Origin of the sequence: Afipia clevelandensis ATCC 49720, assembly GCF_000336555.1 — a bacterium.
GTDB lineage: Bacteria > Pseudomonadota > Alphaproteobacteria > Rhizobiales > Xanthobacteraceae > Afipia > Afipia clevelandensis.
Genome location: NZ_KB375281.1, coordinates 1,623,340 through 1,649,558, shown reverse-complemented (window position 1 = coordinate 1,649,558; position 26,219 = coordinate 1,623,340). Strand labels below are relative to the sequence as shown.

At 61.8% G+C, this 26,219-nt stretch carries 26 protein-coding genes and 1 tRNA gene; 13 read left to right on the top strand and 14 right to left on the bottom strand.

Annotation, left to right across the window (positions count from 1 at the left end; all coding sequences use genetic code 11):
- Positions 1–147 precede the first annotated feature (147 nt).
- The gene (locus tag HMPREF9696_RS07745) at positions 148–1,275 is read left to right on the top strand and encodes a DUF2778 domain-containing protein (RefSeq protein ID WP_002712418.1); all 1,128 of its coding nucleotides are present in this window, start codon (positions 148–150) and stop codon (positions 1,273–1,275) included.
- 870 nt (positions 1,276–2,145) lie between these two features.
- On the opposite strand, the gene HMPREF9696_RS07740 is transcribed toward HMPREF9696_RS07745, so the two are convergent.
- Positions 2,146–3,165, bottom strand: coding sequence for a hypothetical protein (locus HMPREF9696_RS07740; protein WP_210161298.1), 1,020 nt, complete (start codon positions 3,163–3,165; stop codon positions 2,146–2,148).
- Positions 3,166–3,962: 797 nt separating this feature from the next.
- Between HMPREF9696_RS07740 and HMPREF9696_RS07735 the strand changes: the two genes are divergently transcribed.
- Complete coding sequence (locus tag HMPREF9696_RS07735; RefSeq protein ID WP_002712416.1) at positions 3,963–6,041, top strand: putative bifunctional diguanylate cyclase/phosphodiesterase; 2,079 nt, start codon at positions 3,963–3,965, stop codon at positions 6,039–6,041.
- A 184-nt stretch (positions 6,042–6,225) separates the two neighbouring features.
- On the opposite strand, the gene HMPREF9696_RS07730 is transcribed toward HMPREF9696_RS07735, so the two are convergent.
- Positions 6,226–6,978 (bottom strand): SDR family NAD(P)-dependent oxidoreductase, encoded by a 753-nt coding sequence (locus HMPREF9696_RS07730; RefSeq protein ID WP_002712415.1) that lies wholly within the window; start codon positions 6,976–6,978, stop codon positions 6,226–6,228.
- Positions 6,979–7,092: 114 nt separating this feature from the next.
- Between HMPREF9696_RS07730 and HMPREF9696_RS07725 the strand changes: the two genes are divergently transcribed.
- A complete protein-coding gene (locus HMPREF9696_RS07725) occupies positions 7,093–7,407 on the top strand; it encodes an ArsR/SmtB family transcription factor (protein WP_002712414.1) in 315 nt (104 codons plus the stop codon).
- An 84-nt stretch (positions 7,408–7,491) separates the two neighbouring features.
- Here HMPREF9696_RS07725 and groL read toward each other — a convergent pair whose 3' ends face one another.
- Positions 7,492–9,135, bottom strand: coding sequence for a chaperonin GroEL (gene groL / locus HMPREF9696_RS07720; RefSeq protein WP_002712413.1), 1,644 nt, complete (start codon positions 9,133–9,135; stop codon positions 7,492–7,494).
- Between the two features lie 140 nt (positions 9,136–9,275).
- Positions 9,276–9,590 (bottom strand): co-chaperone GroES, encoded by a 315-nt coding sequence (locus HMPREF9696_RS07715; protein ID WP_002712412.1) that lies wholly within the window; start codon positions 9,588–9,590, stop codon positions 9,276–9,278.
- Between the two features lie 291 nt (positions 9,591–9,881).
- On the opposite strand from HMPREF9696_RS07715, the gene HMPREF9696_RS07710 reads away from it, so the two are divergent.
- The 3 genes from HMPREF9696_RS07710 (at position 9,882) to HMPREF9696_RS07700 (ending at position 11,705) form a co-directional block, all read left to right on the top strand.
- Positions 9,882–10,577, top strand: coding sequence for a VIT1/CCC1 transporter family protein (locus tag HMPREF9696_RS07710; RefSeq protein ID WP_002712411.1), 696 nt, complete (start codon positions 9,882–9,884; stop codon positions 10,575–10,577).
- Positions 10,578–10,749: 172 nt separating this feature from the next.
- Positions 10,750–11,049, top strand: coding sequence for an usg protein (locus HMPREF9696_RS07705; RefSeq protein ID WP_002712410.1), 300 nt, complete (start codon positions 10,750–10,752; stop codon positions 11,047–11,049).
- An 89-nt stretch (positions 11,050–11,138) separates the two neighbouring features.
- The gene (locus HMPREF9696_RS07700; protein WP_002712409.1) at positions 11,139–11,705 is read left to right on the top strand and encodes a cupin domain-containing protein; all 567 of its coding nucleotides are present in this window, start codon (positions 11,139–11,141) and stop codon (positions 11,703–11,705) included.
- A 28-nt stretch (positions 11,706–11,733) separates the two neighbouring features.
- Here HMPREF9696_RS07700 and HMPREF9696_RS07695 read toward each other — a convergent pair whose 3' ends face one another.
- The 6 genes from HMPREF9696_RS07695 to HMPREF9696_RS07670 all read right to left on the bottom strand — a co-directional run bounded on the left by HMPREF9696_RS07695 (position 11,734) and on the right by HMPREF9696_RS07670 (position 17,747).
- The gene (locus tag HMPREF9696_RS07695; RefSeq protein WP_002712408.1) at positions 11,734–12,510 is read right to left on the bottom strand and encodes an NAD(P)H-dependent oxidoreductase; all 777 of its coding nucleotides are present in this window, start codon (positions 12,508–12,510) and stop codon (positions 11,734–11,736) included.
- Between the two features lie 6 nt (positions 12,511–12,516).
- On the bottom strand, positions 12,517–13,269 hold the full coding sequence (locus HMPREF9696_RS07690; protein ID WP_002712407.1) for an SDR family oxidoreductase: 753 nt from the start codon (positions 13,267–13,269) through the stop codon (positions 12,517–12,519).
- A gap of 129 nt (positions 13,270–13,398) precedes the next feature.
- A complete protein-coding gene (locus HMPREF9696_RS07685; RefSeq protein ID WP_002712406.1) occupies positions 13,399–14,145 on the bottom strand; it encodes a proteasome-type protease in 747 nt (248 codons plus the stop codon).
- A gap of 238 nt (positions 14,146–14,383) precedes the next feature.
- Entirely contained in the window at positions 14,384–15,208 is an 825-nt protein-coding gene (locus HMPREF9696_RS07680) for a transglutaminase family protein (protein WP_002712405.1), read from the bottom strand.
- A gap of 175 nt (positions 15,209–15,383) precedes the next feature.
- A complete protein-coding gene (locus HMPREF9696_RS07675; protein ID WP_002712404.1) occupies positions 15,384–16,328 on the bottom strand; it encodes an alpha-E domain-containing protein in 945 nt (314 codons plus the stop codon).
- 3 nt (positions 16,329–16,331) lie between these two features.
- Positions 16,332–17,747: a circularly permuted type 2 ATP-grasp protein gene (locus HMPREF9696_RS07670; RefSeq protein WP_040301884.1), complete on the bottom strand. Its 1,416-nt coding sequence runs from the start codon at positions 17,745–17,747 to the stop codon at positions 16,332–16,334.
- Positions 17,748–18,010: 263 nt separating this feature from the next.
- Here HMPREF9696_RS07670 and HMPREF9696_RS07665 point away from each other — a divergent pair, with 263 nt between their 5' ends.
- From HMPREF9696_RS07665 to gpt, 3 genes are read left to right on the top strand one after another with little or no spacing between them, the layout of a single operon-like run.
- The gene (locus HMPREF9696_RS07665) at positions 18,011–18,745 is read left to right on the top strand and encodes a competence/damage-inducible protein A (RefSeq protein WP_002712402.1); all 735 of its coding nucleotides are present in this window, start codon (positions 18,011–18,013) and stop codon (positions 18,743–18,745) included.
- Positions 18,745–19,158, top strand: coding sequence for a PaaI family thioesterase (locus HMPREF9696_RS07660; RefSeq protein WP_002712401.1), 414 nt, complete (start codon positions 18,745–18,747; stop codon positions 19,156–19,158). Before HMPREF9696_RS07665 ends, HMPREF9696_RS07660 begins: the two co-directional genes overlap by 1 nt.
- 12 nt (positions 19,159–19,170) lie before the next feature.
- Positions 19,171–19,674 carry a xanthine phosphoribosyltransferase gene (gene gpt / locus HMPREF9696_RS07655; protein ID WP_002712400.1) on the top strand — a complete coding sequence of 168 codons (504 nt, stop codon included), beginning with the start codon at positions 19,171–19,173 and terminating at the stop codon, positions 19,672–19,674.
- A 15-nt stretch (positions 19,675–19,689) separates the two neighbouring features.
- On the opposite strand, the gene HMPREF9696_RS07650 is transcribed toward gpt, so the two are convergent.
- The gene (locus tag HMPREF9696_RS07650; protein WP_002712399.1) at positions 19,690–20,712 is read right to left on the bottom strand and encodes a methionine synthase; all 1,023 of its coding nucleotides are present in this window, start codon (positions 20,710–20,712) and stop codon (positions 19,690–19,692) included.
- Positions 20,713–20,860: 148 nt separating this feature from the next.
- Here HMPREF9696_RS07650 and HMPREF9696_RS07645 point away from each other — a divergent pair, with 148 nt between their 5' ends.
- From HMPREF9696_RS07645 to HMPREF9696_RS07635, 3 genes are all read left to right on the top strand, one after another.
- Positions 20,861–21,556, top strand: coding sequence for a glutathione binding-like protein (locus HMPREF9696_RS07645; RefSeq protein WP_002712398.1), 696 nt, complete (start codon positions 20,861–20,863; stop codon positions 21,554–21,556).
- 127 nt (positions 21,557–21,683) lie between these two features.
- Positions 21,684–22,301: a 2-hydroxychromene-2-carboxylate isomerase gene (locus HMPREF9696_RS07640; RefSeq protein WP_002712397.1), complete on the top strand. Its 618-nt coding sequence runs from the start codon at positions 21,684–21,686 to the stop codon at positions 22,299–22,301.
- Positions 22,302–22,426: 125 nt separating this feature from the next.
- A complete protein-coding gene (locus HMPREF9696_RS07635; protein WP_002712396.1) occupies positions 22,427–23,401 on the top strand; it encodes an NADPH:quinone oxidoreductase family protein in 975 nt (324 codons plus the stop codon).
- 3 nt (positions 23,402–23,404) lie between these two features.
- Here the strand turns inward: HMPREF9696_RS07635 and HMPREF9696_RS07630 are convergent, their stop codons facing one another.
- Positions 23,405–24,310 carry a crotonase/enoyl-CoA hydratase family protein gene (locus HMPREF9696_RS07630; protein WP_002712395.1) on the bottom strand — a complete coding sequence of 302 codons (906 nt, stop codon included), beginning with the start codon at positions 24,308–24,310 and terminating at the stop codon, positions 23,405–23,407.
- 174 nt (positions 24,311–24,484) lie between these two features.
- Between HMPREF9696_RS07630 and HMPREF9696_RS07625 the strand changes: the two genes are divergently transcribed.
- Positions 24,485–24,970, top strand: a complete 486-nt coding sequence (locus tag HMPREF9696_RS07625; protein WP_002712394.1) for a cyclic nucleotide-binding domain-containing protein — start codon at positions 24,485–24,487, stop codon at positions 24,968–24,970.
- Here HMPREF9696_RS07625 and HMPREF9696_RS07620 read toward each other — a convergent pair.
- Together HMPREF9696_RS07620 and HMPREF9696_RS07615 are read right to left on the bottom strand one after the other, a co-directional pair.
- Positions 24,909–25,736: a metallophosphoesterase family protein gene (locus HMPREF9696_RS07620; protein WP_002712393.1), complete on the bottom strand. Its 828-nt coding sequence runs from the start codon at positions 25,734–25,736 to the stop codon at positions 24,909–24,911. The genes HMPREF9696_RS07625 and HMPREF9696_RS07620 overlap by 62 nt on opposite strands.
- A gap of 196 nt (positions 25,737–25,932) precedes the next feature.
- Positions 25,933–26,019: transfer RNA gene (locus HMPREF9696_RS07615), tRNA-Leu, on the bottom strand.
- Positions 26,020–26,219: the final 200 nt, after the last annotated feature.

Below are 26,219 nucleotides of genomic sequence, written 5' to 3'. Positions count from 1 at the left end.
TGCCGCTCCGCACCTTTGCGAGATGTCGCGTGGGGAACTCCAAGCTCCGCATGACAACTGCTGGCCTGCTTTCGCATGCGCCGTTCGCGCATGAATTGCCGAACGCAGCCGGAACGACAGGGTGGGATTGTTCTGGATGCAAGGCGTATGAGTACCAGTTCTGTTGCGCGTACCGGCTACACAGCCCACACCCACGGTCGTTTCTCGCGACCGTCCAGCCCGTTGAATGCGGCAGGCCTCGCCGCCATCGCCTTCGTGACGCTGGCCTGCGGCTGGACGCTCTACAGCAACGTGTTCGGCGGCAATCCGTTCAGCGCCACATATGAACTCGCCTCGCGCGACACCCGCGTGGTGTTCGTCTCGGCCGCCGATGGCCTCGACCAGCAGGCGTTCACCGACCGCTTCGCTGCGATGATCCCGGCGCATGAAGAGGCGCCCGCGCTCACCGTCGAGCAGAAGAATTACGCCGCGCTGATGGACGTGACCCATTCGCTCGGCGCGCCGCCGGTGGCGTTCAGGCCGACCGTCGTGGCCGCGCCCGATGCGCAGCGCGCTGCGCCGTCGCAGGCCGAGATCGCCAACGCCGCGCCGGAAGTCGCGCTGCCGCCGCAGGCGCCGACGCGCGTGGCGAAAGCCGTGCCGCTGCCCGCATCGCGCCCCGCCGATTTCAAGTTCGCGCAAACCAGCCGGGTCAAGCCCGGCCATTCGGAGATGGTGGAGCGTGCCAAGAACGCCGCGCTCGCCGCGATGGCCTCCAAGACGCCGAGCCTGTTCGACCGCCTGTTCGGCAAGAAGCCCGAGCCCGGCCCGGTGCTGGCCTATGCCGGCTCCGACGGCGGCGTGATGAGCGACGGCACCGCGAAGACGCCGGCGGGCACCAGCGACGACGACAAGGTGACCGCGATCTACGACATCACCGCGCGCACGGTGTACATGCCGGACGGCACCAAGCTTGAGGCGCATTCGGGCCTCGGCTCCAAGCTCGACGACCCGCGCTATGTCAACGTGCGCATGCACGGCGCGACGCCGCCGCACATCTACACGCTCAAGCCGCGCGAGGCGCTGTTTCACGGCGTGGCGGCGCTGCGCCTGACGCCGGTGGGCGGCGAGGCCGCGATCCACGGCCGCACCGGACTGCTGGCGCACACCTACATGCTGGGCCCCAACGGCGACTCCAACGGCTGCGTCTCGTTCAAGAATTACGACGCCTTCCTCAAGGCCTATCAGCGCGGCGAAGTCCGCCGCCTGGTGGTGGTCGCGAGTTTGAAGGACTGAGGGGTTGTCCACCTCACCCCGTTCCGACGGGGAGAGTTCGCGAGCCGTAAGCGCATTCATGCGCGTCTTCGGCTCGCTATGGCGAGCGGGTGAGGGGCTCTCTCCGCGTCGTCCCGGCGAAGGTCTTGCCGTCAGCTTGTTCAAATTCGCAGTTCGTCATGGCCGGGCTTGACCCGGCCATCCATCTTTCTTGAGTGATGGATACGCGGGTCAAGCCCGCGTATGACGATTGTGGATCAGGCAACATTGTGCACAATCTTCGCATCCAGATTCAATTTTCAAACAGCCAAGCGCGCTTGGGGCTTGCCCCATTCGCGCAAAGACAAGCGCCATTACCCCTATTGTTATGACGGCGCGGGGGCGCCCGTAATCTTTTCATCGCCTGCCCTTCAATGAGGGCGCGCGGAACGCCGGATGCGCAAACGCATCCGCAGCCCCGTGTGCAAAACAAAAAAGCACACGAGCGTAGTCACCACGGTCACGCCGCTTCATCCGGCGTTCCGCACGCAATGGTTGGAACGGCTTGCTTCGCGAAAACCCCCGACGACCGACCCTGAGGTGATCATCGCTCCAGGGGACTTCCACGCCGCCGCTCTCCCTCTGTACGAGGAGAGAACATTGGCGATGCCCCATGGCGCCAGGCGAGGCACCGGGATATCGCGCTTTGGGCCGTCCGCGATACGGCGTGGTCGTCAGCCCGGGCCGAATAAAAAAGCGCCGCTCCCTTTCAGGAGTGCGCCCGATCAATCAGCCCGCGCATCGAACACCGCACGCGGCCACCGCATCCCGCCCCGCGTATCGTGACGATCGCGAAACGCCCCTCATGACGGGGCGGGACGATATGGAATATAATCCTACGCAGGCGGAATGTCAATCAATTTCGGTTTTAGGCGCACTCAAAGATCGCGCATAAAAGTCGAAAAACTGAGAACATTTCACTTCATTGTTCAGTTCGATGAAGGGGTTTGGATCAATATATTGCGATGGGACGAACATCTTTTCCAACTGACTGTCCGTGACATCTCTATCGCTAGTAGACATCCCATAAGCGGTGCCAAAGATTGGCTTTCGGCGCATCTGACGGGTAGGTCGAACGACTTCGAGATTTTGCTCTAAATAAGAAAACCCAAGAAATACGATGCAATCCGCATCTCGCATTTCAGCTCGAATTCTATCTAGCTCGGCCTCTTGTTCTAATCGTTCAGTATACGTTTTTATTGACCTCGCAAGATTGAAATAACTGGCTGTTGGTAAGCCGTCGTTTCCAAACGGAATGCGATCAAGCTCCCCTATTTTCCCATAGGGATGGATAATAGTAATCTGCGTTACGATCTCAGATGCTTCTTGGCGTGAAATTGCATAGAGAGCTTGTAACGCGTGTATGAGAAAATGCTCTATGCATCGATCATAATTGAAGATGATAAACGCCGCTGTCGAAAAGATTTCTTTCACGTTGGTTGGATTGCCACCCGAGCCAAGAACTCGCATCAATTTTACAAACCAAGTGTTTTCAATTTTGTTGAAGTCCATCTTATTGTAAATATTGGATGGGTCGACGAAAAGCGTGCTGCGTTGTTCCGCATCTAAGATGGCTTGAACAATTGCGGCTTTGCCTAATTCAATAAGGGCAGCATCGCCGCTATGAATATTCAGAAAATCGTCGATGGAATTCGCGAGGTGGACTCCTTCATTTATCGTTGCTGCAGCGCTTACATACGCGGCAATGTCCAGGCCATGTCGATGCCGACGAAGCTCCTGGAATAGTGTGCGATCTTCGAAATAGTGGACGCGTTCGTTGTAATCGATGTGAGTTTGAAGCTTTTCCCCAATCGCTCTGGCTAGCTGTGTCCCAACCGGAAATCCGACTTCTTGGCTGGCGCCAGCACCCACAACGAATAGTGTTCGTCGCTTAAACATATTTCCTCGAATTTCTAGAGAACTTAGTCGTCCAAAACTTCATAGTCGCCGCATGGTTGGTGTGGAGGAAAGGATTTCCGCCTTCCTTATCCGTAAGCTTTGCGTAAACGCGAAATCGTGTTCCGACGGGATGTGCGTGCCTGACCTTCCGCGGAAAGCGGACGTGCATAGTTTGCGGAAATTTCTCTCCCTTCGTGGGTCGAACATGAATGTCTCCGTGTAGCCCAGAACCAGAGATGCGATACGTCTCAACGACTACGATGTAATAGGGTTCGTCCGGTCTCCCCAAAGTCCGTCTCCCTTTCTCGCTGCGTCCTGTAAAAGATACTCTTGGGTATGAAGGGCAGGCAAAACAAAAACCCCGGCATCGCCGCCGGGGTTTTGTATTCTGATACCTGCTTGAACGAATGGACTTAGAAGTCCATGCCGCCGCCCGGCATCGCCGGAGCAGCCGCGCCGCCCTTCTTTGCCACCCGCTGATCATCGCTGTCCGCGCACGATCTGTCCAAAGAAACAGGTTTCATGCGTATCCGGCGAATCGAACACCGCACGCGGCCACCGCATCCCGCCTGGCGCACCGTGACGAATCGCGAAACGCCCCTCATCGGGAGATGAATAGGAACAAAAGCCTGCAATAGATTAATGGCCCAAGCTCACCGCTGCCGAGGCTGTTCATTGATTGGAAACGCTATTCCACCCAATTCCGGCGAGGCGTGTCCCGGATACTCAGGCTTAACACGTATAGTCTCTGGTAATCGCCGGAGACTGCGATGTTTGATTATACGAATTTATTGTTCGTCTATCATCACGGCTTGATTTTCGTCGCCGCCGCCGTTTGCCTGTTCGGCACCTGGGTCGGCATGCGGCACTTCGCGCGTGCCCGCGCCACGCAGGGATTGACGCGCTACGGCTGGCTGTTCATGGCTTCGCTGGGAACCGGCGCTGCGCTCTGGGCATCGACCTTCATATCCATCCTGTCGCAAGCGCCGCTGCTGCACAGCGGCTTCGATCTTGCGCCGACAGCCGGCGCGCTGCTTATCGCCATTGCCACATGCGTCGTCGGATTTGAAATCGGCAGCCGCAAGCGGCCCTCGCTTGCTCCCGAACTCGGAGGACTGGTGGTCGGCGCCGGCATCCTCGCCATGCACTATGTCGGCCTGAAAGCATGGTATGTCGCCGGCACCGTGGACTGGAGCTGGTTCGGCATCGGCATCAGCGTTGTGTTGGGGCTCGGGCTCGGCGCCCTGTCGGTGAGCCGGGCGAACCGCCCGGTGACGCGTTACTGCCGCCACGGCGCGGCCATCGTGATGACGTTTCTGATTTGCGCCATGCACTATACGCTGCTCGCATCTCACAGCATGATTCCGGATACCACCGTCCAGTTACCGCCGAACCTGATCCCAGCGCATACGCTCGCGATCGGCGTGGTGGGCGCGGTGCTTCTTGTCATCGGCAGCGGATTTTCGTCGTACATCATCGATTTGCGGTCGCGCACCGAAGCCGCCGACCGCATCTTTCAACTGTCGTTCAACGACACCATGACCGGCCTGCCGAACCGCATTGCATTCAACGAGCGCCTGGCGTTCGACGTGTCCGACGCCCACGAGAAGGCGCACAAGCTCGCGGCGTTCTCGATCGATATCGACGGCTTCAAGGACGTCAATGACGTGTTCGGACACAGCACGGGCGATCTTGTCCTGATTCAGGTCGCCGAACGCCTTCGCGCCATGCTGAGGCCGGGGGAATTTCTGGCGCGCCAGAGCGGCGACGAGTTTCTTGCGTTGCAAATGTCGGGCAACCAGCCAGCAACGGCACAGGAATTCGCCGAACGCATCAGCGCGGCGCTGACCGAGCCTTTCAATGCGAAGGGAACGCCCGTCAAGCTCACCGCGTCCATCGGCTATGCGATCTTTCCGACCGATACCCCGGAGCGCGATCACCTGCTCAGTCAGGCCAAGCTTGCGATGCATCGCGGGAAGACCAGGCAGCGCGGATTGATCTGCAAGTACGATCAGGGCATGGACGAACTCGCGCGCGACCGCCGGACATTGGCGCGGGATCTTCACTTCGCGATCCAGAACGATGAACTTGCCCTGCATTATCAGATCCAGACGTCTCTGGCGGACGGATCGATCCGGGGCGCTGAAGCGCTGATGCGCTGGGTCCATCCCACGCGGGGATGTGTTTCGCCGGCGGATTTCATTCCGCTGGCGGAGGAATCTGAGTTGATCATTCCCATGGGCGAATGGGCGTTGCGCAGGGCATGTCAGGACGCGGCCGCGGGGAAAATTCCGGGCGTTGTCGCGGTCAATCTCTCGCCGATTCAGTTCAGGCAGAATGATCTTGCAGAGAAGATACATTCCATCCTGCTGGAAACCGGCCTGTCTCCGTCGCGGCTGGAAGTCGAGGTGACTGAATCGACACTGATGCAGGACGAGATCGCCGCGCTTCATACGCTGCGCAAGCTGAAGTCGATGGGCATTGCCATTGCAATGGACGATTTCGGAACGGGATATTCGTCGCTTGCAACACTCCACGCGTTCCCTTTCGACAAGATCAAGCTGGATCAATCGTTCGTGCGCAAGCTGCCGGACGACATGTCCGCCGTTGCCATCGTCCGCACCGTGCTGGCGCTCGGCGCGAGTCTCAATGTCCCCGTTCTCGCGGAAGGCATCGAGACGCTTGCGCAGCGGACGTTTCTCATGCGCGAAGGATGCAAGGAAGGGCAGGGCTATCTCATGGCGAAGCCCGCGCCGCTGGACAGGCTGACAGATGTCATCGCGGAGACAAAGCTGCGCGAGGCGAGCCATATTTCAGCATTCGATCAAGCGGAGACAAAAGCGGCCTGATCGGTCAACTGCTGCAGGCCAACCCCGGCATCGCTGCCGGGGTTCTGCGTTTCGTGTTCTTCGCGCGGGATTCCGGCTCCGCGGAGCGGCATGAAGGATGCCGCGCCGCGTCCGGAAGGACAGCTTCTCTCAGAGGTCCGATATCGCCCAAGCCGTAACGCAGAGGCGTTGGACTGTCGGCCGCCTACCTGAACCCGCCGGTGACGTGCAGCGTTTCGCCGGTGATGTAGGACGCGCCTTCGGAGGCGAGGAAGGTGACGACCGAGGCGATCTCCTCGACCTTGCCGACCCGGCCCATCGGGGTGGCGGTTTCGATCCAGGTGCGCAGCTCGCCTTCATGGAAGCCCGCGGACTTCACGCCTTCGGTGACGATCATGCCGGGATTGACCGCATTCACGCGTATTTTGCGCGCGGCCAGCTCCTTCGACAGCACCGCCGTGATGGCGTCCACCGACGCCTTGGTCGCAGTATAGACCGCCGAGCCCGGCGGCGTGATGGTCGAGACGCCGGACGAGATGTTGACGATGCTGCCGCCGTTCGCATTGAAGTGCTGCACGGCTTCCTGCGAGACCAGCAGGAGACCCAGCACGTTCAGGTCGAAGTGCTTGTGGAAGTGTTCCGGCGTGATGGCCTCGAGCGGGGCGAATTCGTAGACGCCGGCGTTGTTGACCAGAATGTCGATCGGCCCGAGCGCCTTCACGGCCTCCGCGACCACGGACTTCGCGGCCCTGGCCTCGGAGAGGTTGCCGTGCACGGCCACGGCCTTGCCGCCCCTGGCCTTGATCTTGGCCACCACATCGTCCGCGCCTTGCTTGCTCGACGCATAGTTGACGGCGACGTTGGCGCCTTCCTCTGCGAGCTGAAGCGCGATTTCCGCGCCGATGCCCTTGGATGCGCCGGTGACCAGCGCGACCTTGCCTTCAAGTTTCTTCGTCATGATCGTTGTCCCTGACCTGTCTGTCCGATCCGTCGTCCGGACCTTCTGGTTGATTCAATAGTTCGGAAGTATTGAACTATTGAACCAGATCAAGGGGCGGCCTATATTATTTTTATGGTGCAGTTCGTTCACCCCGCGCGTCAGGACATCACGCTGGCCGGCGTTCTCGCCGCGCTGGCCGATCCGACGCGGCTGATGATCGTCAAGGGACTGATCGGCCAGAAGGATTGCATGTCGTGTACGGCGGCGGCGCCGTGCCCGGAGATGGCCAAGTCGACGCTGTCGAACCATTTTCGCGTGCTGCGCGAGGCGGGCCTGATCCACACCACCAAGCAGGGCGTCGAGCATCGCAACGCCGTGCGCGAGGCCGACATCAACGCGCGCTTTCCGGGACTGCTGAAGTCGATCCTCAAGCACGCGGACAAGTAGGCGGGAGGCAAGAGCTAACGCAAAACAAAAACCCCGGCATCGCTGCCGGGGTTTTGCATTTCGTAACTGCGAAAGACGCGTGGATCAGAAATCCATGCCGCCCATGCCGCCGCCGGGCATGCCGCCCGGAGCAGCCGCGCCGCCCTTCTTTGGCACTTCGGCGATCATCGCTTCAGTGGTGATCAGGAGCGACGCAACCGAAGCTGCGTTCTGGATCGCCGCACGGACGACCTTGGTCGGGTCGATGATGCCCTTGGAGACGAGGTTGCCGTATTCGCCGGTCTGCGAGTCGAAGCCGTAGGAATACTGATCCTTCTCGAGCACCTTGCCGACGATGACCGAGCCGTCTTCGCCAGCGTTGATGGCGATCTGGCGGGCCGGAGCGGAGAGCGCCTTGCGGACGATCTCGACGCCGGTCTTCTGGTCGTCGTTCTGGGTCTTGATGCGCTTGAGCTGCTCGGAGGCGCGGAGCAGGGCGACGCCGCCGCCCGGAACGATGCCTTCTTCAACAGCCGCACGGGTCGCATGCATCGCGTCATCAACGCGATCCTTGCGCTCCTTCACCTCAACCTCGGTCGCGCCGCCGACGCGGATCACCGCGACGCCGCCTGCGAGCTTGGCCAGACGCTCCTGCAGCTTCTCGCGGTCGTAGTCCGAAGTGGTTTCTTCGATCTGCGCCTTGATCTGCTGAACGCGCGCCTCGATGTCGGCCTTCTTGCCGGCGCCGTTGACGATGGTGGTGTTCTCCTTGTCGATCATCACCTTCTTGGCGCGGCCCAGCATGTTCAGGGTCACGTTCTCAAGCTTGATGCCGAGGTCTTCCGAGATCGCCTGGCCGCCGGTCAGGATCGCGATGTCCTGCAGCATGGCCTTGCGGCGATCGCCGAAGCCCGGAGCCTTCACGGCCGCGACCTTCAGGCCGCCACGCAGACGGTTGACGACGAGGGTGGCGAGAGCTTCGCCTTCGACGTCTTCCGCAACGATCAGCAGCGGCTTGCCGGTCTGCACCACGGCTTCGAGCAGCGGGAGCAGTTCGTTCAGCGAGGAGAGCTTCTTCTCGTTGATCAGGATGTAGGCGTCGTCGAATTCAACGCGCATCTTGTCGGCGTTGGTGACGAAGTACGGCGAGATGTAGCCGCGGTCGAACTGCATGCCTTCGACAACATCGAGTTCGGTGTCGAGCGACTTGGCTTCCTCAACCGTGATGACGCCTTCGTTGCCGACCTTCGCCATGGCCTTGGCGAGGAAGTCGCCGATTTCCTTGTCGCCGTTGGCCGAGATGGTGCCGACCTGGGCGATTTCGTCGTTCGAGGTGACCTTCTTGGAATTCTTGACGAGGTCCGCGACCACAGCTTCCACAGCGAGGTCGATGCCGCGCTTCAGATCCATCGGGTTCATGCCGGCGGCAACCGACTTGGCGCCTTCCTTCACGATGGCCTGGGCGAGAACGGTCGCGGTGGTGGTGCCGTCACCGGCGAGGTCCGCCGACTTGGAGGCCACTTCGCGCACCATCTGGGCGCCCATATTCTCGAACTTGTCTTCAAGCTCGATGTCCTTGGCGACGGTGACGCCGTCCTTGGTGATGCGGGGTGCGCCGAACGACTTGTCGAGAACGACGTTGCGGCCCTTCGGACCGAGCGTCACCTTCACGGCGTTGGCGAGGATGTCCACGCCGCGCAGCATCTTGTCGCGGGCGTCGACGCCGAATTTGACTTCTTTGGCTGACATGTGAGTCTCCGTTTGAACGAAACCTCATCCTGAGGAGCCCGCCCCTTGCGGGCGTCTCGAAGGATGAGTGGATGGTCGTGGATCTCATCCTTCGAGACGCCGGCTGCGCCGGCTCCTCAGGATGAGGCTAATGGCGTGGCTTAGGCGGCCTTCTTCTTGGCGCCGGTCTCGGTGATGACGCCCATGATGTCGCTTTCCTTCATGATCAGCACTTCCTGGCCGTCGATCTTGACCTCGGTGCCGGACCATTTGCCGAACAGGACGATGTCGCCGACCTTGAGGTCGATCGGGATCAGCTTGCCGGCTTCGTCACGGCCGCCCGGACCCACCGAAAGGATTTCGCCCTGGGAGGGCTTCTCTTTGGCGCTGTCCGGAATGATGATGCCGCCAGCAGTCTTCTCTTCGGCGTCGATGCGCTTGACCACGACGCGGTCGTGAAGCGGACGGAATTTCATGCAGTCCTCCTAATAGATTGATAAGTCTGTGTTTTTGCTAGGTTAGCAGTCAGGGTGAGCGAGTGCTACCCACAACTGGAACGGACATAGGCCCATGGCGCGCGCCGGGCAAGGGTCTGTAGCAGAAAAATTGGCACTCGCGTGTGACGGCTGCCAGAAATTCCGTCTCATCATTAACCGCGCGGTGGAGCATTTTCCGCTGATGGCTTTCCGTCCTGCGTGGCTGAGACTTTGAATTTAGAATTGTTCTAAATATATGACGGGCAGAGTTCCTTTCGGAGAATCCTGCCGATGCCCGCCACGCCCCATGTCGAACGTCATTTCCTTGGCTCCGCCTCCGTCCGCGATGTCGTGATCGGCATGGCCGACGGCCTCACCGTGCCGTTCGCGCTGGCGGCTGGGTTGTCCGCGGCGGTGACATCGACGCAGCTCATCGTCACCGCGGGCCTTGCGGAGATCGCGGCCGGCGCCATCGCCATGGGCCTTGGCGGCTATCTCGCAGCAAGGACGGATCAGGAGCACTTTGCTTCAGAGGAGCGCCGCGAGGCCTGGGAAGTCGACAACATGCGCGAGGCCGAGATCGGCGAGGTGCGCGACATCTTCACCGCCTACGGGTTGAAGGGCGACGCGCTGGAATCGGTGGTGGCCGCGATGTCAGCGGACAAGAAGCGCTGGGTCGATTTCATGATGCGCTTCGAGCTCGGTCTCGAGAAACCCGACTCGAAGCGTGCACCGATCAGCGCGGCGACGATCGCGGTGTCCTATCTCGTCGGCGGTTTGATCCCGCTGTTGCCTTACATGCTCACCGGTGAACTGCGCACGGCGCTGATCTATTCGGTGGTCTGCACGGGCATTGCGCTTGCGGTGTTCGGCGCGGTGAAAGGACGGCTGACCGGCATCAGCATGCTGAAATCCGGATTCCAGACCGCGCTGGTGGGCGGGCTTGCCGCCGGCGCGGCGTTCTATCTGGCGCATCTGTTCGGGTGACGGTTCTGTCAGCAGTCCTGACGCGATGCTGCCAGTGCTTTGATTATTAACAATTTATTCAAAGTTTGGTCTTGAGATGAGCCTTCGTACTGCGTCAGGTTTTTCCTCAAGCGCGTTTGGTCGCGACGTGGAATCCGGTTCGCGATCATCGCGCCTCTTTAAGGAGGTTCTGATGGTTTCGACTGCGACCGTTCCTCAGGGCAACGTCTCGGAGGACTTCAAGCGGCAACTCGCCGGTTACGGCCTGACCACGGCCGAAATTCTCTACCGGCGCCCCGATCACCGCTGGCTGCTGCAATCCTACGTCTGGCAGAACTACGACCTGTTTCCGAACTTTCCGGCGCTGAAGGACTTTCTCGCCTTCTGGCAGGAAAAGCTGGAGGGGCCGCTGGTGTCGGTCACGGTCGCGCATTCCAAGCTGATCAAGCCTGCGGAGATCAAGGCCATCGACGGCGTCTTCCGGCTGCACTGAGGTCGTCAGCCGGATTGTCCGGCTGACTGCCAGCCGCTAACCTTGCCTTGCCGCGCGGCATCGTTGATGCCGCTGGAAGGGAGGCGTGCATGGCTCAGAAGAAACCGGCCAAAACAAACAAAACGAAAAAGGCCAAAACGAACTCGAAGCCGGCGGCGCGCAAAGCCGCCGTGAAGGCATCCGCTCCGCGCAAGACGGCGGCATCCGCATCACGCGCTACAGCCCGCAAGCCGGGTGCAACGGCGGTTCGCACAGCCAAGCCCGTACGCCCGAAGCAGCGTTTCGTCGTCAGCCATCATCGCGAGGAAGATTTCCGCGCCGACGGCCTGCGCGCCTATGCCGAATACCGCGATCTCGGCATCGCCAAGGGCACCCACGGCCTTGCGCGCGCCCACGTCATCCGCCTGATCGGGCCGTGCAATCCGCAGGAAGTCTCCAAGCTGCATCTGCACGATGTCGAATTCCAGATGGTCTATGTCCTTAAAGGCTGGGTGAAGACCTATCTGGAGGGGCAGGGCGAAATCCTGATGCGCGAGGGAAGCTGCTGGACACAGCCGCCGCGTATCCGGCATTTGATCCGCGATTACTCCGACGAGTGCGAACTGCTGGAAGTGATCCTGCCCGCCGATTTCGAGACGGTGGAGTTGACGGCCTGAACTGGCGCGCCGTCTCCCACCACGGCGATCACTCAAGCTCGAGTTGCGGCTTGCGGCGGATGAATGGCGAATAGACCGGCGCGTCCGGCGTAATCCGTCCATCTCCGCCCCAGTCGGCCATCTGGTTGAACGGGATCGCAGGAATGGTTTCGACCCGCGACAGGGTTGTTGCGAAATCGGTGGTGATCGCTTTCAGCCGCGCTTCCACCGACGATGAGTCCGAATAGCGTAAGCCCGCTTCCACGCCATAGGCGACGAAAGGCTCGAGCACCGAAAATCCGCCGTAAGCGAGCGAGAAATTGACCGGCCACAGCAGCAGGTCGATGTCGCCACTGCGTCCGTTATAGGCATAGGTATCTTCGCTGGTGCCGACCGTTACCGACAGCATCGCCTTCTTGCCGACAAACCGGCCGTTCTCGAAGCGCTTCTTGCTGGTGTAGACGTCGCCGTAGATGAAAACGCGATCGAACCATCCTTTCAGTATCGCGGGCGGCAGGTGCCACCACATCGGATATTGCAGGATCAGCAGGTCCGCCTGATCGAGCCGCGCGATTTCGGCGGCAACATCGGACGGGATCGTTTGCGAGGCGGATGCATGCCGCTGCTCGGATTGTACATCGAACCGGCTGCGATCCAGCGGCGCGAGATAATGCTCCGGGCGCTCGCAGGGATCGAATCCCATCTGGTAAAGATCGGAGACGGTAACCGACCAGCCTTTCCGTTCAAGGGCCTCCCGGCCGGTTGCGGCCAGGTGCGCGTTGTAGGATTTCGGCTCGGGATGAGCGAGGACGATGTGCGCGCGCATAGATCGTCAGCCCCGTCCCACGAATGGCATCTTGGTCGCCATGATGTTGAGGAACAGCGCGTTGGCGTCGAGCGGGCGCGTCGCCATGAACACGATGGCGTCGGCGACGTTCTGCACATCCATGCGCGGCTCGACCATGGTATCGCCGCGCGGCTGAAGCACGCCGCCGGTCATGCGCTCGGTCATCTCGGTGGCGGCATTGCCGACGTCGATCTGGCCGCAGGCGATGTCATAGGCGCGGCCATCGAGCGCGGTGGCGCGGGTGAGGCCGCTGATGGCGTGCTTGGTCGACGTATAGGGCGAGGAGAACGGGCGCGGCGCATAGGCCGAGATCGATCCGTTGTTGATGATGCGTCCGCCGCGCGGTGTCTGGTTCTTCATGATGCGGAAGGCATGCTGCGTGCAAAGGAACGGCGCGGTGAGGTTGGTGTCGACCGTGGTCTGCCATTGCTGCAGGGTGAGGTCTTCCAGCGGCACCGGCGGCGTACCGACGCCCGCGTTGTTGAACAGCACGTCGAGGCGGCCGAACGTCTCCATGGTCTTGGCGAACAACGCGGCGATCGAGGCCGGGTCGGTCATGTCGCTCGGCGCCACGAGGCTCTTGCCGTGATCCTTGCCGAGCCTGGCGGTTTCCTCCAGCGCATCCTTGCGCCGTCCGGCGAGCACGACCGAGAACCCGGCCTTCATCAGCGCCAGCGACGAGGCGCGGCCGATTCCGGAGCCGGCGCCGGTGACGAGGGCGACCTTAAGTGCGGACATGTGTTTCTCCCTTTGTTTTCTTCTTTGGTGTTGATTTCTCAATCGTCATTGCGAGGAGCGTTAGCGACGAAGCAATCCAGCTTTTCCTAAGAATGGATTGCTTCGCTTCGCTCGCAATGACGAAAACGGCTATTTCACATTTCCATATGGCGGCCTTGGAATGCTCTGATGCGCCGCGCGCAGCGCCGCCGACCAGCGCGAGCGCAGGTCGTGGAAGTACGGCTCGCCCGCCTCGATGCGATAATCCAGCTCCGCGTCGAGCGCGTCGGGGCGCACCAGCAGGATGTCGATCGGCATGCCGACGCCGAGATTGGAGCGCATGGTCGAATCCATCGAGACGAGACCGACCTTGAGCGCGTCATAAAGATCGACGTCGTAGGAGATCGCGCGGTCGAGCACCGGCTTGCCGTATTTGTGCTCGCCGATCTGCAAGTACGGCGTGTCGGTGGTGCATTCGATGAAGTTGCCCGCGGTGTAGATCATGAACAGGCGCATCCGCGCGCCCTTGATCTGGCCGCCGAACAGGAACGACACATCGAACGAAATGTCTTCGGCGCGCAGCGCGTTGCCTTCCAGCTTGTGAACCTCGCGGATCGCGCGGCCGATGCGCTGCGCCGCCTGAAACATGGTCGGCGCGTTCATCAGCGTTTCGCGCTCGCCGGTCTCCGGATCCTCCAGTCCTTCGTTCAGGGTCGAGATCACGGATTGCGTGATGGCGAGGTTGCCCGCGGTCGCGATCGCCATGATGCGCTCGCCGGGGTCCTTGAAGATATGCAGCTTGCGGAAGGTGGAGATGTTGTCGAGGCCCGCATTGGTGCGGGTGTCGGCCATCATCACAAGACCGTCACGAACAAGGATTCCGCAGCAATAGGTCATTCCGTTTCCCGCCTCTCAGTCCCGCGCATTTCTACGCGGCGGAGCAGGGCGGGGCAACCTGTCACCGGCGGTGTTCTTCTCCCTCGCCCCGCTCTTGCGGGGAGAGGGTTGGGGTGAGGGGCTTTTAAGGCGCTAAAAAAATGGATGAGGCGAATTGATGAAATTGCCCCTCACCCGGAAACCTCGCGCACTCGGTTTCCGACCTCTCCCCGCAGGCGGGGAGCGGTGAGAAAGAGCATCAGCTCTGGCTCTGCCGTCCGGCCTGATCGACCCGAACGGCGACCTCCAGCGTTTCCATGCCGCCCCCATAGCGGGTGCCGCGGGCAGGCGCCGCGCTGAGGTAATCCAGCCCGACGGCGACGCGGACATGCGCCTCGGTGGTGCAGATGGCGTTGGCGGTGTCGAACCCGACCCAGCCGAGCTTTTCGACATAGGCTTCCGCCCAGGCGTGGCCTGCGTCCTGTGCGACGATTCCGTCGGAGCGCAGCAGATGGCCGGAGACATAGCGGGCCGGGACCCCGGCGCTGCGCGCGCAGGCGATGAAGATATGCGCGTAGTCCTGACAGACGCCGCGCCGCAAAGCGAACGCATCCGTCGCCGATGTTCCGGCATTGGTCGGATCGACATCGAATGTCATGTGATCGTTGATGTGCAGCATCAGCGCATGAAGAAAGCCGAGCGTATCGCCGGCGGCCTCGAGGTGCAGCTCGCCGGCGAACTTCGCCATCGCGGTGTTGGCCTCGGTCAGCGGCGTCGCGCGCAGGAACAGGCTCGGCGGAAAGCGCTCGTCCGCGCCGCGCAGCACGCCGCTGGTGTCATGGGTTTCGACCAGCCCTTCGACACGAATGGTCAGGTCCGACAGCGGACCATGGGTCAGGACATGGGTGATGTTGCCGAAGGCGTCCTCATGAACATCGAGGCGTGAATCGGTGGAGACGTCGATCTGCCAGTCGGCGACGTATTGCCCGTCATGGCTGCCGGGCGTCATGCGCAGGATCTGGATCACGCCGGTGGCGGGCGGCTCGTAGCGGTAGGTGGTGGTGTGAGCGATTTTCAGGCGCATGGCGGTATCAGCCAACTTTGAGTTTCATCATCCCCGGCCATAGCAGTCGCAGACTGCGTAAACTTGTCTGCCGTGCCGGGCATCCACGTCTTTTTTATTGCGCAGTTTTAAAGCAAGACGTGGATGGCCGGGTCAAGCCCGGCCATGACGGCTTTTACATGGAGCTTGGATCGCATCAGATCAGATATTGTTTCGAGATGGTATCGCTCAACCTCGCATTGTCCGCAATGAACTCCTGGATGAATTCATGCAGGCCGCGCTGGAAGAGATCGTCCATGTTGCTGTGTTCGAGCCGGTTGCGAACGCCGCGCGCATGGCGCTGCGCCGCGCCCTGACGGCCATAGGCGACGCCGATCTGGTCGAGATTGCGCACCAGATTGCCGTAACAGCTCGCCAGCGAGCGCGGCAGCGACTCGTTCAGGATCAGAAGATCGGCGATCAGCCACGGTTTCAGCGTCTCGCGATACACCCAGTGATAGGCGGTGAGCGCGGAGACCGAGCGCAGGATCGACGTCCACTGATAGTAATCGAGCGGGCCGCCGACATGTTCTTCTTCCGGCAGCAGCACATGATATTTTACGTCGAGGATGCGCGCGGTATTGTCGGCGCGCTCCACATGCAGGCCGAGCCGCGAGAACCAGTAGGCGTCGTTGCGCAGCATTGTGCGGTAGGCGGAGCCGTCGAAGCGCAATGACGTCTCCTGCACGAAGCGCAGAAACTTCGTCAATTGGTCACGCGTGGTCGCGCCGCGCGGGAACGCCGCGTGCAGTTCGATCCAGGCGCTGTTGATGGTGTCCCACATCTCGCTGGTGAGCGCGGTGCGCACCGAGCGGGAATTCAGCCGCGCGTTCTCGATGCAGTTGCGGATCGATGACGGGTTGTCGGGTGAGAAGGCCAGAAAATCGACCACCGTGCGTTCGTTGGCTTCCTCGTGATGCTGGTGAAAGATTTCGTCGATGCCCGCGGTCAGCAGCGCCGACTCCCATTCGTTGCTCTTGCCGACATAGGCATCGGGCAAGGAGGTGGCGCGGAGGGTCGCGTCGATGGTGCGCGCGAGATATTCCGCGCGTTCGACGTAGCGGGCCAGCCAGTAGAGACTTTCAGCGGTGCGCGAGAGCATGTGTTACTCGAGAATCCAGGTGTCTTTGGTGCCGCCGCCCTGGCTGGAATTGACCACGAGCGAACCTTCCTTCAGTGCGACGCGGGTCAGGCCGCCCGGAACCACGGTGACATGATCCTTGCCGGTCAGCACGAACGGGCGCAGATCGACGTGACGCGGAGCGAGGCCTTTCTCTGTGCAGGTGGGGCAGGTGGAGAGCGCCAGCGTCGGCTGGGCGATGAAACCTTCCGGCTCCTTCTTCAGCTTGGCGCGGAAGGATTCGATCTGCTCGGTGGTCGCGGCGGGGCCGATCAGCATGCCGTAGCCGCCGGAGCCATGCACTTCCTTGACCACGAGATCCTTCAGATTGTCGAGCACGTATTTGAGATCGTCCGCTTCGCGGCAGCGATAGGTCGGCACATTCTTCAGGATCGGTTCTTCGCCGAGATAGAACTTCACGATGTCCGGCATGTAGCTGTAGACCGCCTTGTCGTCGGCGATGCCGGTGCCGACAGCATTGGCCAGCGTGATGTTGCCGGCCATGTAGGCGGACATCAGGCCGGGCACGCCGAGCACGGAATCGGGGCGGAAGGTGAGGGGGTCGAGGAAATCGTCATCGACGCGGCGGTAGATCACATCCACACGTTTCAGCCCTTCGGTGGTGCGCATGAACACTTCATCGTTCTTGACGATGAGGTCGCGGCCTTCCACCAGTTCGACGCCGAGCTTGTCGGCGAGGAACGAATGCTCATAATAGGCCGAGTTGTAGATGCCCGGCGTCAGCAGCGCGACCGTCGGTTCCGCCTTCGAGGTCGCGGGCGCGACCGAGCGCAGCGCGGCCAGCAGTTCGTCCGGATAGTTCTCCACCGGCGCGACGCGATGCCGCGCGAACAGGTCCGGAAACAGCCGCATCATGATTTCGCGGTTTTCCAGCATGTAGGACACGCCGGACGGGGTGCGCGCATTGTCTTCCAGAACATAGAAGTTCTCGGCATCGACGCGGACGATGTCGATCCCGGCGATGTGGACATAGACATCGTGCGGCACGTCCTGGCCGTTCATCTCCGGCCGGAACACCGGGTTCTGGAAGATCAGGTCGTCGGGAACGACCTTGGCGCGGAGAATGTCGCGGTTGTGATAGATGTCGCTCAGGAACATGTTGAGCGCCTTGACGCGCTGCTTCAGCCCCTTTTCCAGCGTTGTCCATTCCTTGCCGGAGAGAATGCGGGGGATCACGTCGAACGGGATCAGCCGCTCGGTGGACTCCGCCTCGCCATAGACCGCAAAGGTGATGCCGATGCGCCGGAACAGCAGTTCGGCTTCCTGGCGGCGATATTCCAGCGCGTCCGGAGGGGTCTCCTTCAGCCAGAGGGAGAGTTCGTGGTAAGCGGAGCGGAGCGCGCCGCCGGGTCCGTTCATTTCATCGAAGGCAACTGACATAAACCAGAACGCTTCCATCTTGATAACGGGGAGAATGATCCACCGTTCAAAGGATGGTAGCAAGGCTTGGGCCAGCGCGATATGCATTGACTCAAGGCAATTGGCGGGTTCTTGCGTAGCGCTGCCTTCAAAACGGGCTGCGCGCTGCCCAGTCATGCGGCAAAAGTGCGTGACTTCAAGACGTTGCCTGCGCCAAAGATCATGGCAAGGATCATGGCGTAGCAGTTGGTGACCCGGAGGTCCGGGGCAGGAGGAGAGTTGAGATGACTGAGATCGTCACCGCCGGCATTCTCGTGATCGGCGATGAAATCCTGTCCGGGCGTACCAAGGACAAGAACATCGGCTTCATCGCCGAATACCTGACCAATATCGGCATCGACCTCAAGGAAGTGCGGGTGGTCGCCGACGAGGAAGACGCGATTGTCTACGCGCTCGACTCGCTGCGTCAGCGTTACACATATGTCTTCACCACCGGCGGGATCGGGCCGACCCATGACGACATCACCGCCGACAGCGTCGCCAAGGCGTTCGGGGTCAAGATCGACCACCACCCGGAGGTTGTGGCCCGCTTTCAGGAGCGGTTCGGCGCCGACCTGAACGAGGCCCGGCTGCGGATGGCCCGCATTCCCGACGGCGCGGAACTGATTTCCAGCGCCACCATCCTCGCGCCCGGTTTCAAGATCGGCAATGTGATCGTGATGGCCGGCGTTCCGTCGATCATGCAGGCGATGATGGACATCGTGTCGCCGAAGCTGAAGTCCGGCGTCCGCATGCTGTCGGACTCGGTACGGGCCAATGCGCGCGAAGGCGACATCGGCACGCCGCTGCGCGCCATTCAGGAAGCCAATCCCGACACCAGCATCGGCAGCTATCCGTTCCTGGACGAGAACGGCAAGCCGAACACCAATGTGGTGGTGCGCTCGCGTGACGAGGCCAAGCTCAGGGCCGCCATGGCGGAAGTCGAGGCGATGCTGGCGAACCTGAAGGTTGCCAAATAATGTCCGGGCGACTGATCGAGGCCATCGCGGCCGGGAAGGTCCCGACGCCGGAATGCGCCAGGACGCTCGGTATCGACATTCTCGGCTACGATCTCGGCACCCATAGCGTTGAACTGACGTTCGAGGGCAAGCCGGAATTCGCCAACCCGATCGGAATCGTGCAGGGCGGTTTTCTGTCCGCGATGCTGGACGATTGCATGGGCCTCGCCTCGACGACGTTTCTGGCTGTCGGAGAGTTCGCGCCGACCCTCTCGATCAATGTTCAGTTTCACCGTCCGGTGAAAATCGGCAAGGTGCGGGGCACAGGGCGCGTGACCAAGCCGGGCAGGGATATCCTTCATCTCGCCGGAGAGCTGTTTCAGGACGACAAGCTCGTCGCCAGCGCCACGGCGATGGTCCGGAAGATGGCGTAACGGAGCGCAGCGATGAGTGATGAAGCGCGGAAACCGTTTCCGGTGTCGTGGGACCAGTTCCACCGCGACGCACGCGCGCTGGCGTGGCGGTTGAGCGGCGCGGGGCCGTTCGAGGCCATGGTTGCGGTGACGCGCGGCGGCCTCGTGCCCGCGGCGGTGATCGCGCGCGAACTCGGCATTCGGGTGATCGATACGCTGTGCGTGTCGAGCTACAGCCACACCTCGCAGGTCAGCGAGCCGACGGTGCTCAAGGGCATCTCGGACGCGGTGTCACGGCTCGGCGGCGGCAACGGCAAGGGGTTGCTGGTGGTCGAGGACCTTGTGGACACCGGCAAGACCGCGCGCATCGTGCGCGATCTGGTGCCGCAGGCGCATATCGCCGCTGTCTATGCCAAGCCGATGGGCAAACCGCTGGTCGATACCTTCATCACGGAAGTGTCGCAGGACACCTGGATCTTCTTCCCGTGGGATACGGGACTGTCGTTCCAGCCGCCGATCCGGGACGGGGCTGCGTAAAGATTTCGTGTTCGGCTATCCGAACTTCTCCCTTGCCAGCTTCGCGCCCGCGCCGAGTGCACGCAGCTTGGCCTCCGCAATGTCGCGGCGCATCGGCGCCATGCCGCAGTTGGTTGTCGCGATGATGCGCTGCTTGGGCACGAACTGCATGACTTCCTCGATGGTCTCCACCACGTCCTGCGGCGTCTCGACCACATCGCTGGCGACGTCGATGACGCCGGCCTGCACGATCTTGCTCTGGAGCAGGCTGAGGAGTTCGACCGGCACATGCGAGTTGCGGCACTCGATGGCGACCTGCTGGATCGGGCTCTTGTCGATCGCAGGGAAAATCTGCTCGTACTGCCGCCACTCGGCCCCGAGCGTTTCCTTCCAGTCGGTGTTGGCCTTGATGCCGTAACCGTAGCAGATGTGAACGGCGGTCTGGCAGGTGAGGCCCGCGGCGGCGCGGGTCAGCGCCTCGATGCCCCAGTCGTTCACTTCGTCCATGAAAACGTTGAAGGCCGGTTCGTCGAACTGGATCATGTCCACGCCGTCGGCCTGCAGCGCCTTGGCTTCCTGATTGAGCAACTCGGCAAAAGCGAACGCCATCTTGACGCGGTCGCCGTAATAGCTGTCGGCCAGCGTGTCGATGATGGTCATCGGGCCGGGCAGGGTAAACTTCAGCTTGCGCGTGGTGTGCGCCCGCGCGGCCTGCGCCTCATCGGCGTGAACGCGGCCCTTGAGTTGCAGCGGCGCGACCACCTGCGGCACCATGGCTTTGTAGCGGTCCTTGCGGATGCCCATCTCGACCTTGTGGGCGAAGTCGATGCCTTCGACGCGCTCGAGGAAGCCATGGACGAAATGCTGGCGGGCCTGTTCGCCCTCGGTGACAAGATCGATCCCGGCATCTTCCTGGATTTTGACCCAGAGCAGCGTGGCGTCGCGCTTGGCGCTGGTGAGTTCCGCGCCTTTGAGCTTCCACGGCGCCCACAATGTGTTGGGCTCGGCAAGCCAGTCTGGTTTCGGCAGCGAACCGGCAATGGTCGTTTGAAACAGCATGAAAAATATCCGTTGTTCTTGTTGAAGCTGTTGAACGCTTATCTGCCATGCCCGGGGTTTGGGCAACAAGCTATTCGCGCCTGCGGGATGGAAATGTGACAGCCGCCGTGGTTAGAGTCGCACCTCGCCAGACAATAGCGGGTATCCAATGATCGACCTTTATTATGCGCCGACACCCAACGGGTGGAAAATCTCGATCATGCTGGAGGAACTGGCGCTGCCTTACAACGTGATCCCGGTGAACATCCGCACCGGCGACCAGTTCAAGCCCGAATTCCTTGCGATCAGCCCCAACAACCGCATTCCCGCGATCATCGACCAGGCGCCTGCCGACGGCGGGGAGCCGATCCCGATGTTCGAGACCGGCGCGATCCTGATCTACCTGGCCGAGAAGACCGGGCGCTTCCTACCGAAGGATGTGCGCGGCCGCTTCAAGGTGATCCAGTGGGTGATGTGGCAGATGGGCGGGCTCGGTCCGATGCTCGGCCAGCACGGTCATTTCGCGCTCTATGCCGCCGACAAGATTCCTTACGCGATCCAGCGGTATCGTGATGAAGCCGAGCGGCTCTATGCCGTGCTCGACCGGCAGCTCGGCAAGACCGGCGCCTATGTCGCGGGCGATGCGTATTCGATTGCCGATATCGCCATCTTCCCGTGGACCATGACCCACAAGGCGCAGGGTTTTACCCTCGACGATTTTCCGCACATCAAGCGCTGGTACGCAACCGTGCGCGCGCGGCCCGAAGTGCAGAAGGGGCTGGCTGTGGGCAAGTTCGACAAGACGCCGTTCACCGAGGAGCAGCGCAAGACCATGTTCGGCAAGGCTGCGCAGCAGGCGCAGTAGATGCAACAGACTGTCATTGCGGGGAGCGAAGCGACGAAGCAATCAACTCTTTCTGTGTTGCTCTGGATTGCTTCGCTTCGCTCGCAATGACGAAGGGAATGAAACGCACCAATAAGGAAACGCATCCATGATCGAGTTCTTCTTCGACTGCTCCAGCCCGTGGACCTATCTGGCCTTCACCAATATCCAGCCGATGGCGAAAGAGCTTGGCGCGCCGATTACATGGCGGCCGATTCTGGTCGGCGGCATCTTCAACACCGTCAACAAGACGATGTACGAGACCCGCGCCAATCCGGTCCCGGCGAAGCAGGCTTACACCGCAAAGGACATGCAGGACTGGGCGCGGCTCGCCGGCATCAAGATCACCATGCCGCCGACGGTGTTTCCGGTGAATGCGGTGAAGTCGATGCGCGGCTGCATCTGGGTGCAGCAGACCGCACCGGACAAGCTCGTTCCGTTCGCGACCGCGGTGTTCGAGGCTTATTGGGGCGACGATCAGGATATCTCCAAGGATGACGTCCTGACGAAAATCTGCGAGCGCGTCGGCATCGACCCTGCGAAATTCTTCGCTGGGATCGGCGAGCAGCCGGTCAAGGATCAGCTCAAGGCCAACACCGATGAGGCGATCGCGCGCGGCGCGTTCGGCTCGCCCACCATCTATCTCGACAAGACCGACATGTATTTCGGCAATGACCGCCTGCCGCTGATCCACGCGAAGTTGCTGGAGAAGAAGGCAATGGCATAAGCGTCATTGCGAGGAGCGATAGCGACGAAGCAATCCATTCTTGTGCCAAGAAAGCTGGATTGCTTCGCTTCGCTCGCAATGACGGCGATTGCCATTGCGAACACTGGAATTTTAAGGATCATTTCATGCCGCGCGCCGTCGTCTGCCGCGAACTCGGGCCGCCTGAAACGCTGAAGCTGGAAGAGGTGCCGCGCGCCGCTCTGGCGCCGGGCCAGGTGCGGGTCGCGATCCATGCCGCCGGTCTGAACTTTCCCGACATCCTGATGGCGGCGGGCGACTATCAGCTCAAGCCGCCGCTGCCGTTCACGCCGGGCATGGAGGCGGCGGGCGAGGTGATCGAGGTTGCCGGGGACAACGGCTTTCAGCCCGGCGACCGGGTGATCGTGAAGGCGCGGTTCGGCTGCTACGCCGAAGAGATCGTGGTAACGCCCGATCAACTGACGCCGTTGCCGCTGACCTTCGACTATGCGCAGGGCGCGGCCTTTCTCGCGGCGCATGGCACAGCCTGGCATGCGCTGCATGACCGCGCGCAGATCATGCCCGGCGAGGTGCTGCTGGTGCATGGCGCGGGCGGCGGGGTGGGGCTTGCCGCCGTCGAACTCGGCAAGGTGGCCGGTGCGACCGTCATTGCCTGCGCGTCGAGCGAGGAGAAGCTCGACGTCGCCAAGCAGCGCGGCGCGGATCACGGCGTGCTCTACGCCCGCGAGCCATTCAAGGATGCGGTCAAACGCATCACCGACGAACGCGGCGCCGATGTTGTGTTCGATCCGGTGGGCGGGCAGATATTTGAAGACAGCCTGCGCTGCATCGCATGGGGCGCACGGCTGCTGGTGATCGGATTTACCGGCGGCGTCGGCGCGGCGAAAACCAATCTGGTGCTGATCAAGGGCGCGAGCGTGCTGGGCGTGCGGGCCGGCGAAGCCGTGCGGAAAGATCCATCGCTTGCGGTGGCGCGCATGGCGGATTTGACGCGGCTTGCCGAAGCGCGCCGCATCAGCCCCAACATCTCGCATCGCCTGCCGCTTGAGGATTACGCGCAGGCGATGCGTCTGTTGATGGACCGCCGCGCCATCGGGCGCGTGGTGCTTACGATGCGATAGCGGTTACTTGTATTCCCGCTCGGTCCACCACGGGAAATAGGACGGCATGTCCTTCGACACCGTCTGCGCGAATTTCGCCGGGCGCTTTTCGAGGAACGACATCACGCCTTCGCGCACGTCGGCGGACTGGCCGCGCGAGTAAATGCCGCGGCTGTCCACCTTGTGCGCTTCCATCGGATCGTCCGCGCCAAGCATGCGCCACATCTGCTGACGGATCAGCGCGATCGACACCGGCGCGGCGTTTTCCACGATCTCGCGCGCGATGCCGCGCGCAGTGGTCATGAGTTCATCCGCGGGCACGACCTTGTTCACCAGACGTCCGGCGAGCGCTTCCTGCGCTGGAAACACGCGGCCCGAATAGCACCACTCCAGCGCCTGCGAGATGCCGACAATGCGCGGCAGGAACCAGCTTGACGCAGCCTCCGGCACGATGCCTCGCCGCGCGAATACGAAGCCGAAGCGCGCGTCTTCCGAAGCAATGCGGATGTCCATGGGCAATTGCATGGTGACGCCGATGCCGACCGCCGCGCCGTTGATCGCACCGATCACGGGCTTCAGCGATTTGAAAATGCGCAGCGTCACGCGGCCGCCACCGTCGCGCACCGCCTCGTCGCTCCATTCCACTTCACCATTCGGGCGGAGCGGCGCGCTTTTGCGGTCCGAGCGGGCGGCGCGGTCGAACGTCTTTCCGCCTTCGGACAGATCGGCGCCTGCGCAGAACGCGCGGCCGGCGCCGGTGACGATGATCGCGCGGACATTGTCGTCGGCGTCGGCGGCGTCGAATGCGGAGATCAGTTCATCCATCATGACATGGGTGAACGCATTCATCTTGTCCGGACGATTGAGCGTGATGGTCAGGATGTTGTCCTGCACCTCGTACTTGATCTGTTCGTAATTTGCCTGGGCCATCGTCAGCGCGTCCTCTTCAGCCTGTTGTTTTTTGTGTCCGCGCGAAGGCGGACCGGACGGGGACAATACCGCGCCCGTCCGAGTGCTGGCAATTTACGCATTCGGGATGGCACTATGCGATGGACGTTTTAAACAGCGCGGCCTAGCCTTCGTTCCATCAGCGCGGAGGCCTCTATGCGTGCAGTTCTTGAACATTGTATCGGCCGGCAGGAAAGCTATGTCGCGGCGCAGTCGCTGCTGCTGCGCGAGGGCGAGACCACCGGTGAACTGTTCGTGTTGCTGGAGGGCGAGCTTGAAGTGCTGAAAGGCGAAACCGTTGTCGCCGTGGTGACGGAGCCGGGCGCCGTGCTGGGCGAAATGTCGGTGCTGCTCGGCCAGCCGCACACGGCAACGGTGCGGGCCGCCACCGGCTCGACCGTGTACCGGATTGACGATGGCGACGGCTTCCTGCGCGAGAAGACCGAAGTCGCGCTGCTGGTCGCCAGGGTTCTTGCGCAGCGGCTGAATGCCGCGACCACATATCTCGCGGACATCAAGCGGCAATATGCCGGACACGGCACGCATCTGGAGATGGTGGGCGAGGTGCTCGAAACTCTCGTCAATCTGCCGGATTCGAAAGCATCGCCGGGCTCGGACCGGCAGCCTGACCCGCGGCTATAAGCCACGCGGGAAATTCCGGGATGCCGCCTGCCGGTCGCTGCAGCGGTGCGCCGAGGTCAATGCTCTGTTCGCCCGCCGCGGACAGCCAGAACGCGCGATTGGCGCCGAGGTCCAGCGCGATGAAGGCAGGCGGGCTGCCGAACTGATGCCCGGCATTGAACACCCAGGTGTCGCCGATCCTGTCGAACCATGAGCCGTCTTTCGTGAACGGCGACTGATGGACATGTCCCGACAGGACGATGTCCGGATGATACGTTTCAATCCATTGCACGAGTTCGATGTCGCCCTGAAAGCGAGAGCCGGCCCAGCTTGTCGGCGAGTTGGCGGGTGGGGCGTGATGGACCCAGATCCAGCGCCCGTGGCGTTCGGTGGCCGCTTCTTCGAGTTGCACGCCGATCCGCGCCTTGACCCGAGGGCCGTCCCACCACGGGCAGACGGTAAACAGCGTATCGCCGATGGTCAGGCTGTCGCCGTCATGGGCAATGCCGAGATTGCCGATGTCGCCGATCCAGCGTGAGATCTTCTCGTCGCTGCTGTTGCGCTCGTCGAGATCGTGATTGCCCGAGCACAGGATCACCCGCGTCTTGTCCGCGAGCAGCTTGAGATATTTCCGCACCACCACGATTTGCGCCCGGAAGTCGACCACCGAGCCGATGTCCAGCGCATCGCCGGCGATGATCACCACGTCGAAATGCGCGGCGGCGTTCAGCACCCAGTCGAACTGCGGCAGCGAGTAGTGCAGGTCGGCAACCACGAGGCAGCGCATGACGAATCACATCCAATGTCGATCCGCGCCAGCTCGTGAAAAAGCTGTCGCGGCGATCCGTCCGGCGGAACAACTTTAGCGACAAACCTGCGGTCTGCAATCGGCATGGCCCGATGCCGCCGGGCTTTTCGACGCAGCATCTGCAAGGCAAGCCTGCCGTGCCGATGTTTTTTGCATTGGGTTGCGGGGAGGCGGCTGGTGCGGACGGCGGGAATCGAACCCGCACGACGTTGCCATCGAGGGATTTTAAGTCCCTTGCGTCTACCAATTCCGCCACGTCCGCGCGGGCGGGTTGTAACACCGCACGGGGTGGCGCTGAAAGCCCGGCGTGGCGTTGTTCGGCCCTGAAAAACCTATCAGCCGGCAGGCGGTTGGAAAGGTGCAATTGAACCCGCGCAAGGTGAATTGCGGTCGCCGGAAAAGCGCAATTGGCGGTCCTGGCATCTTGAGGTTAGCCCGCCGGATACGCTCGCGTGGCTGTTC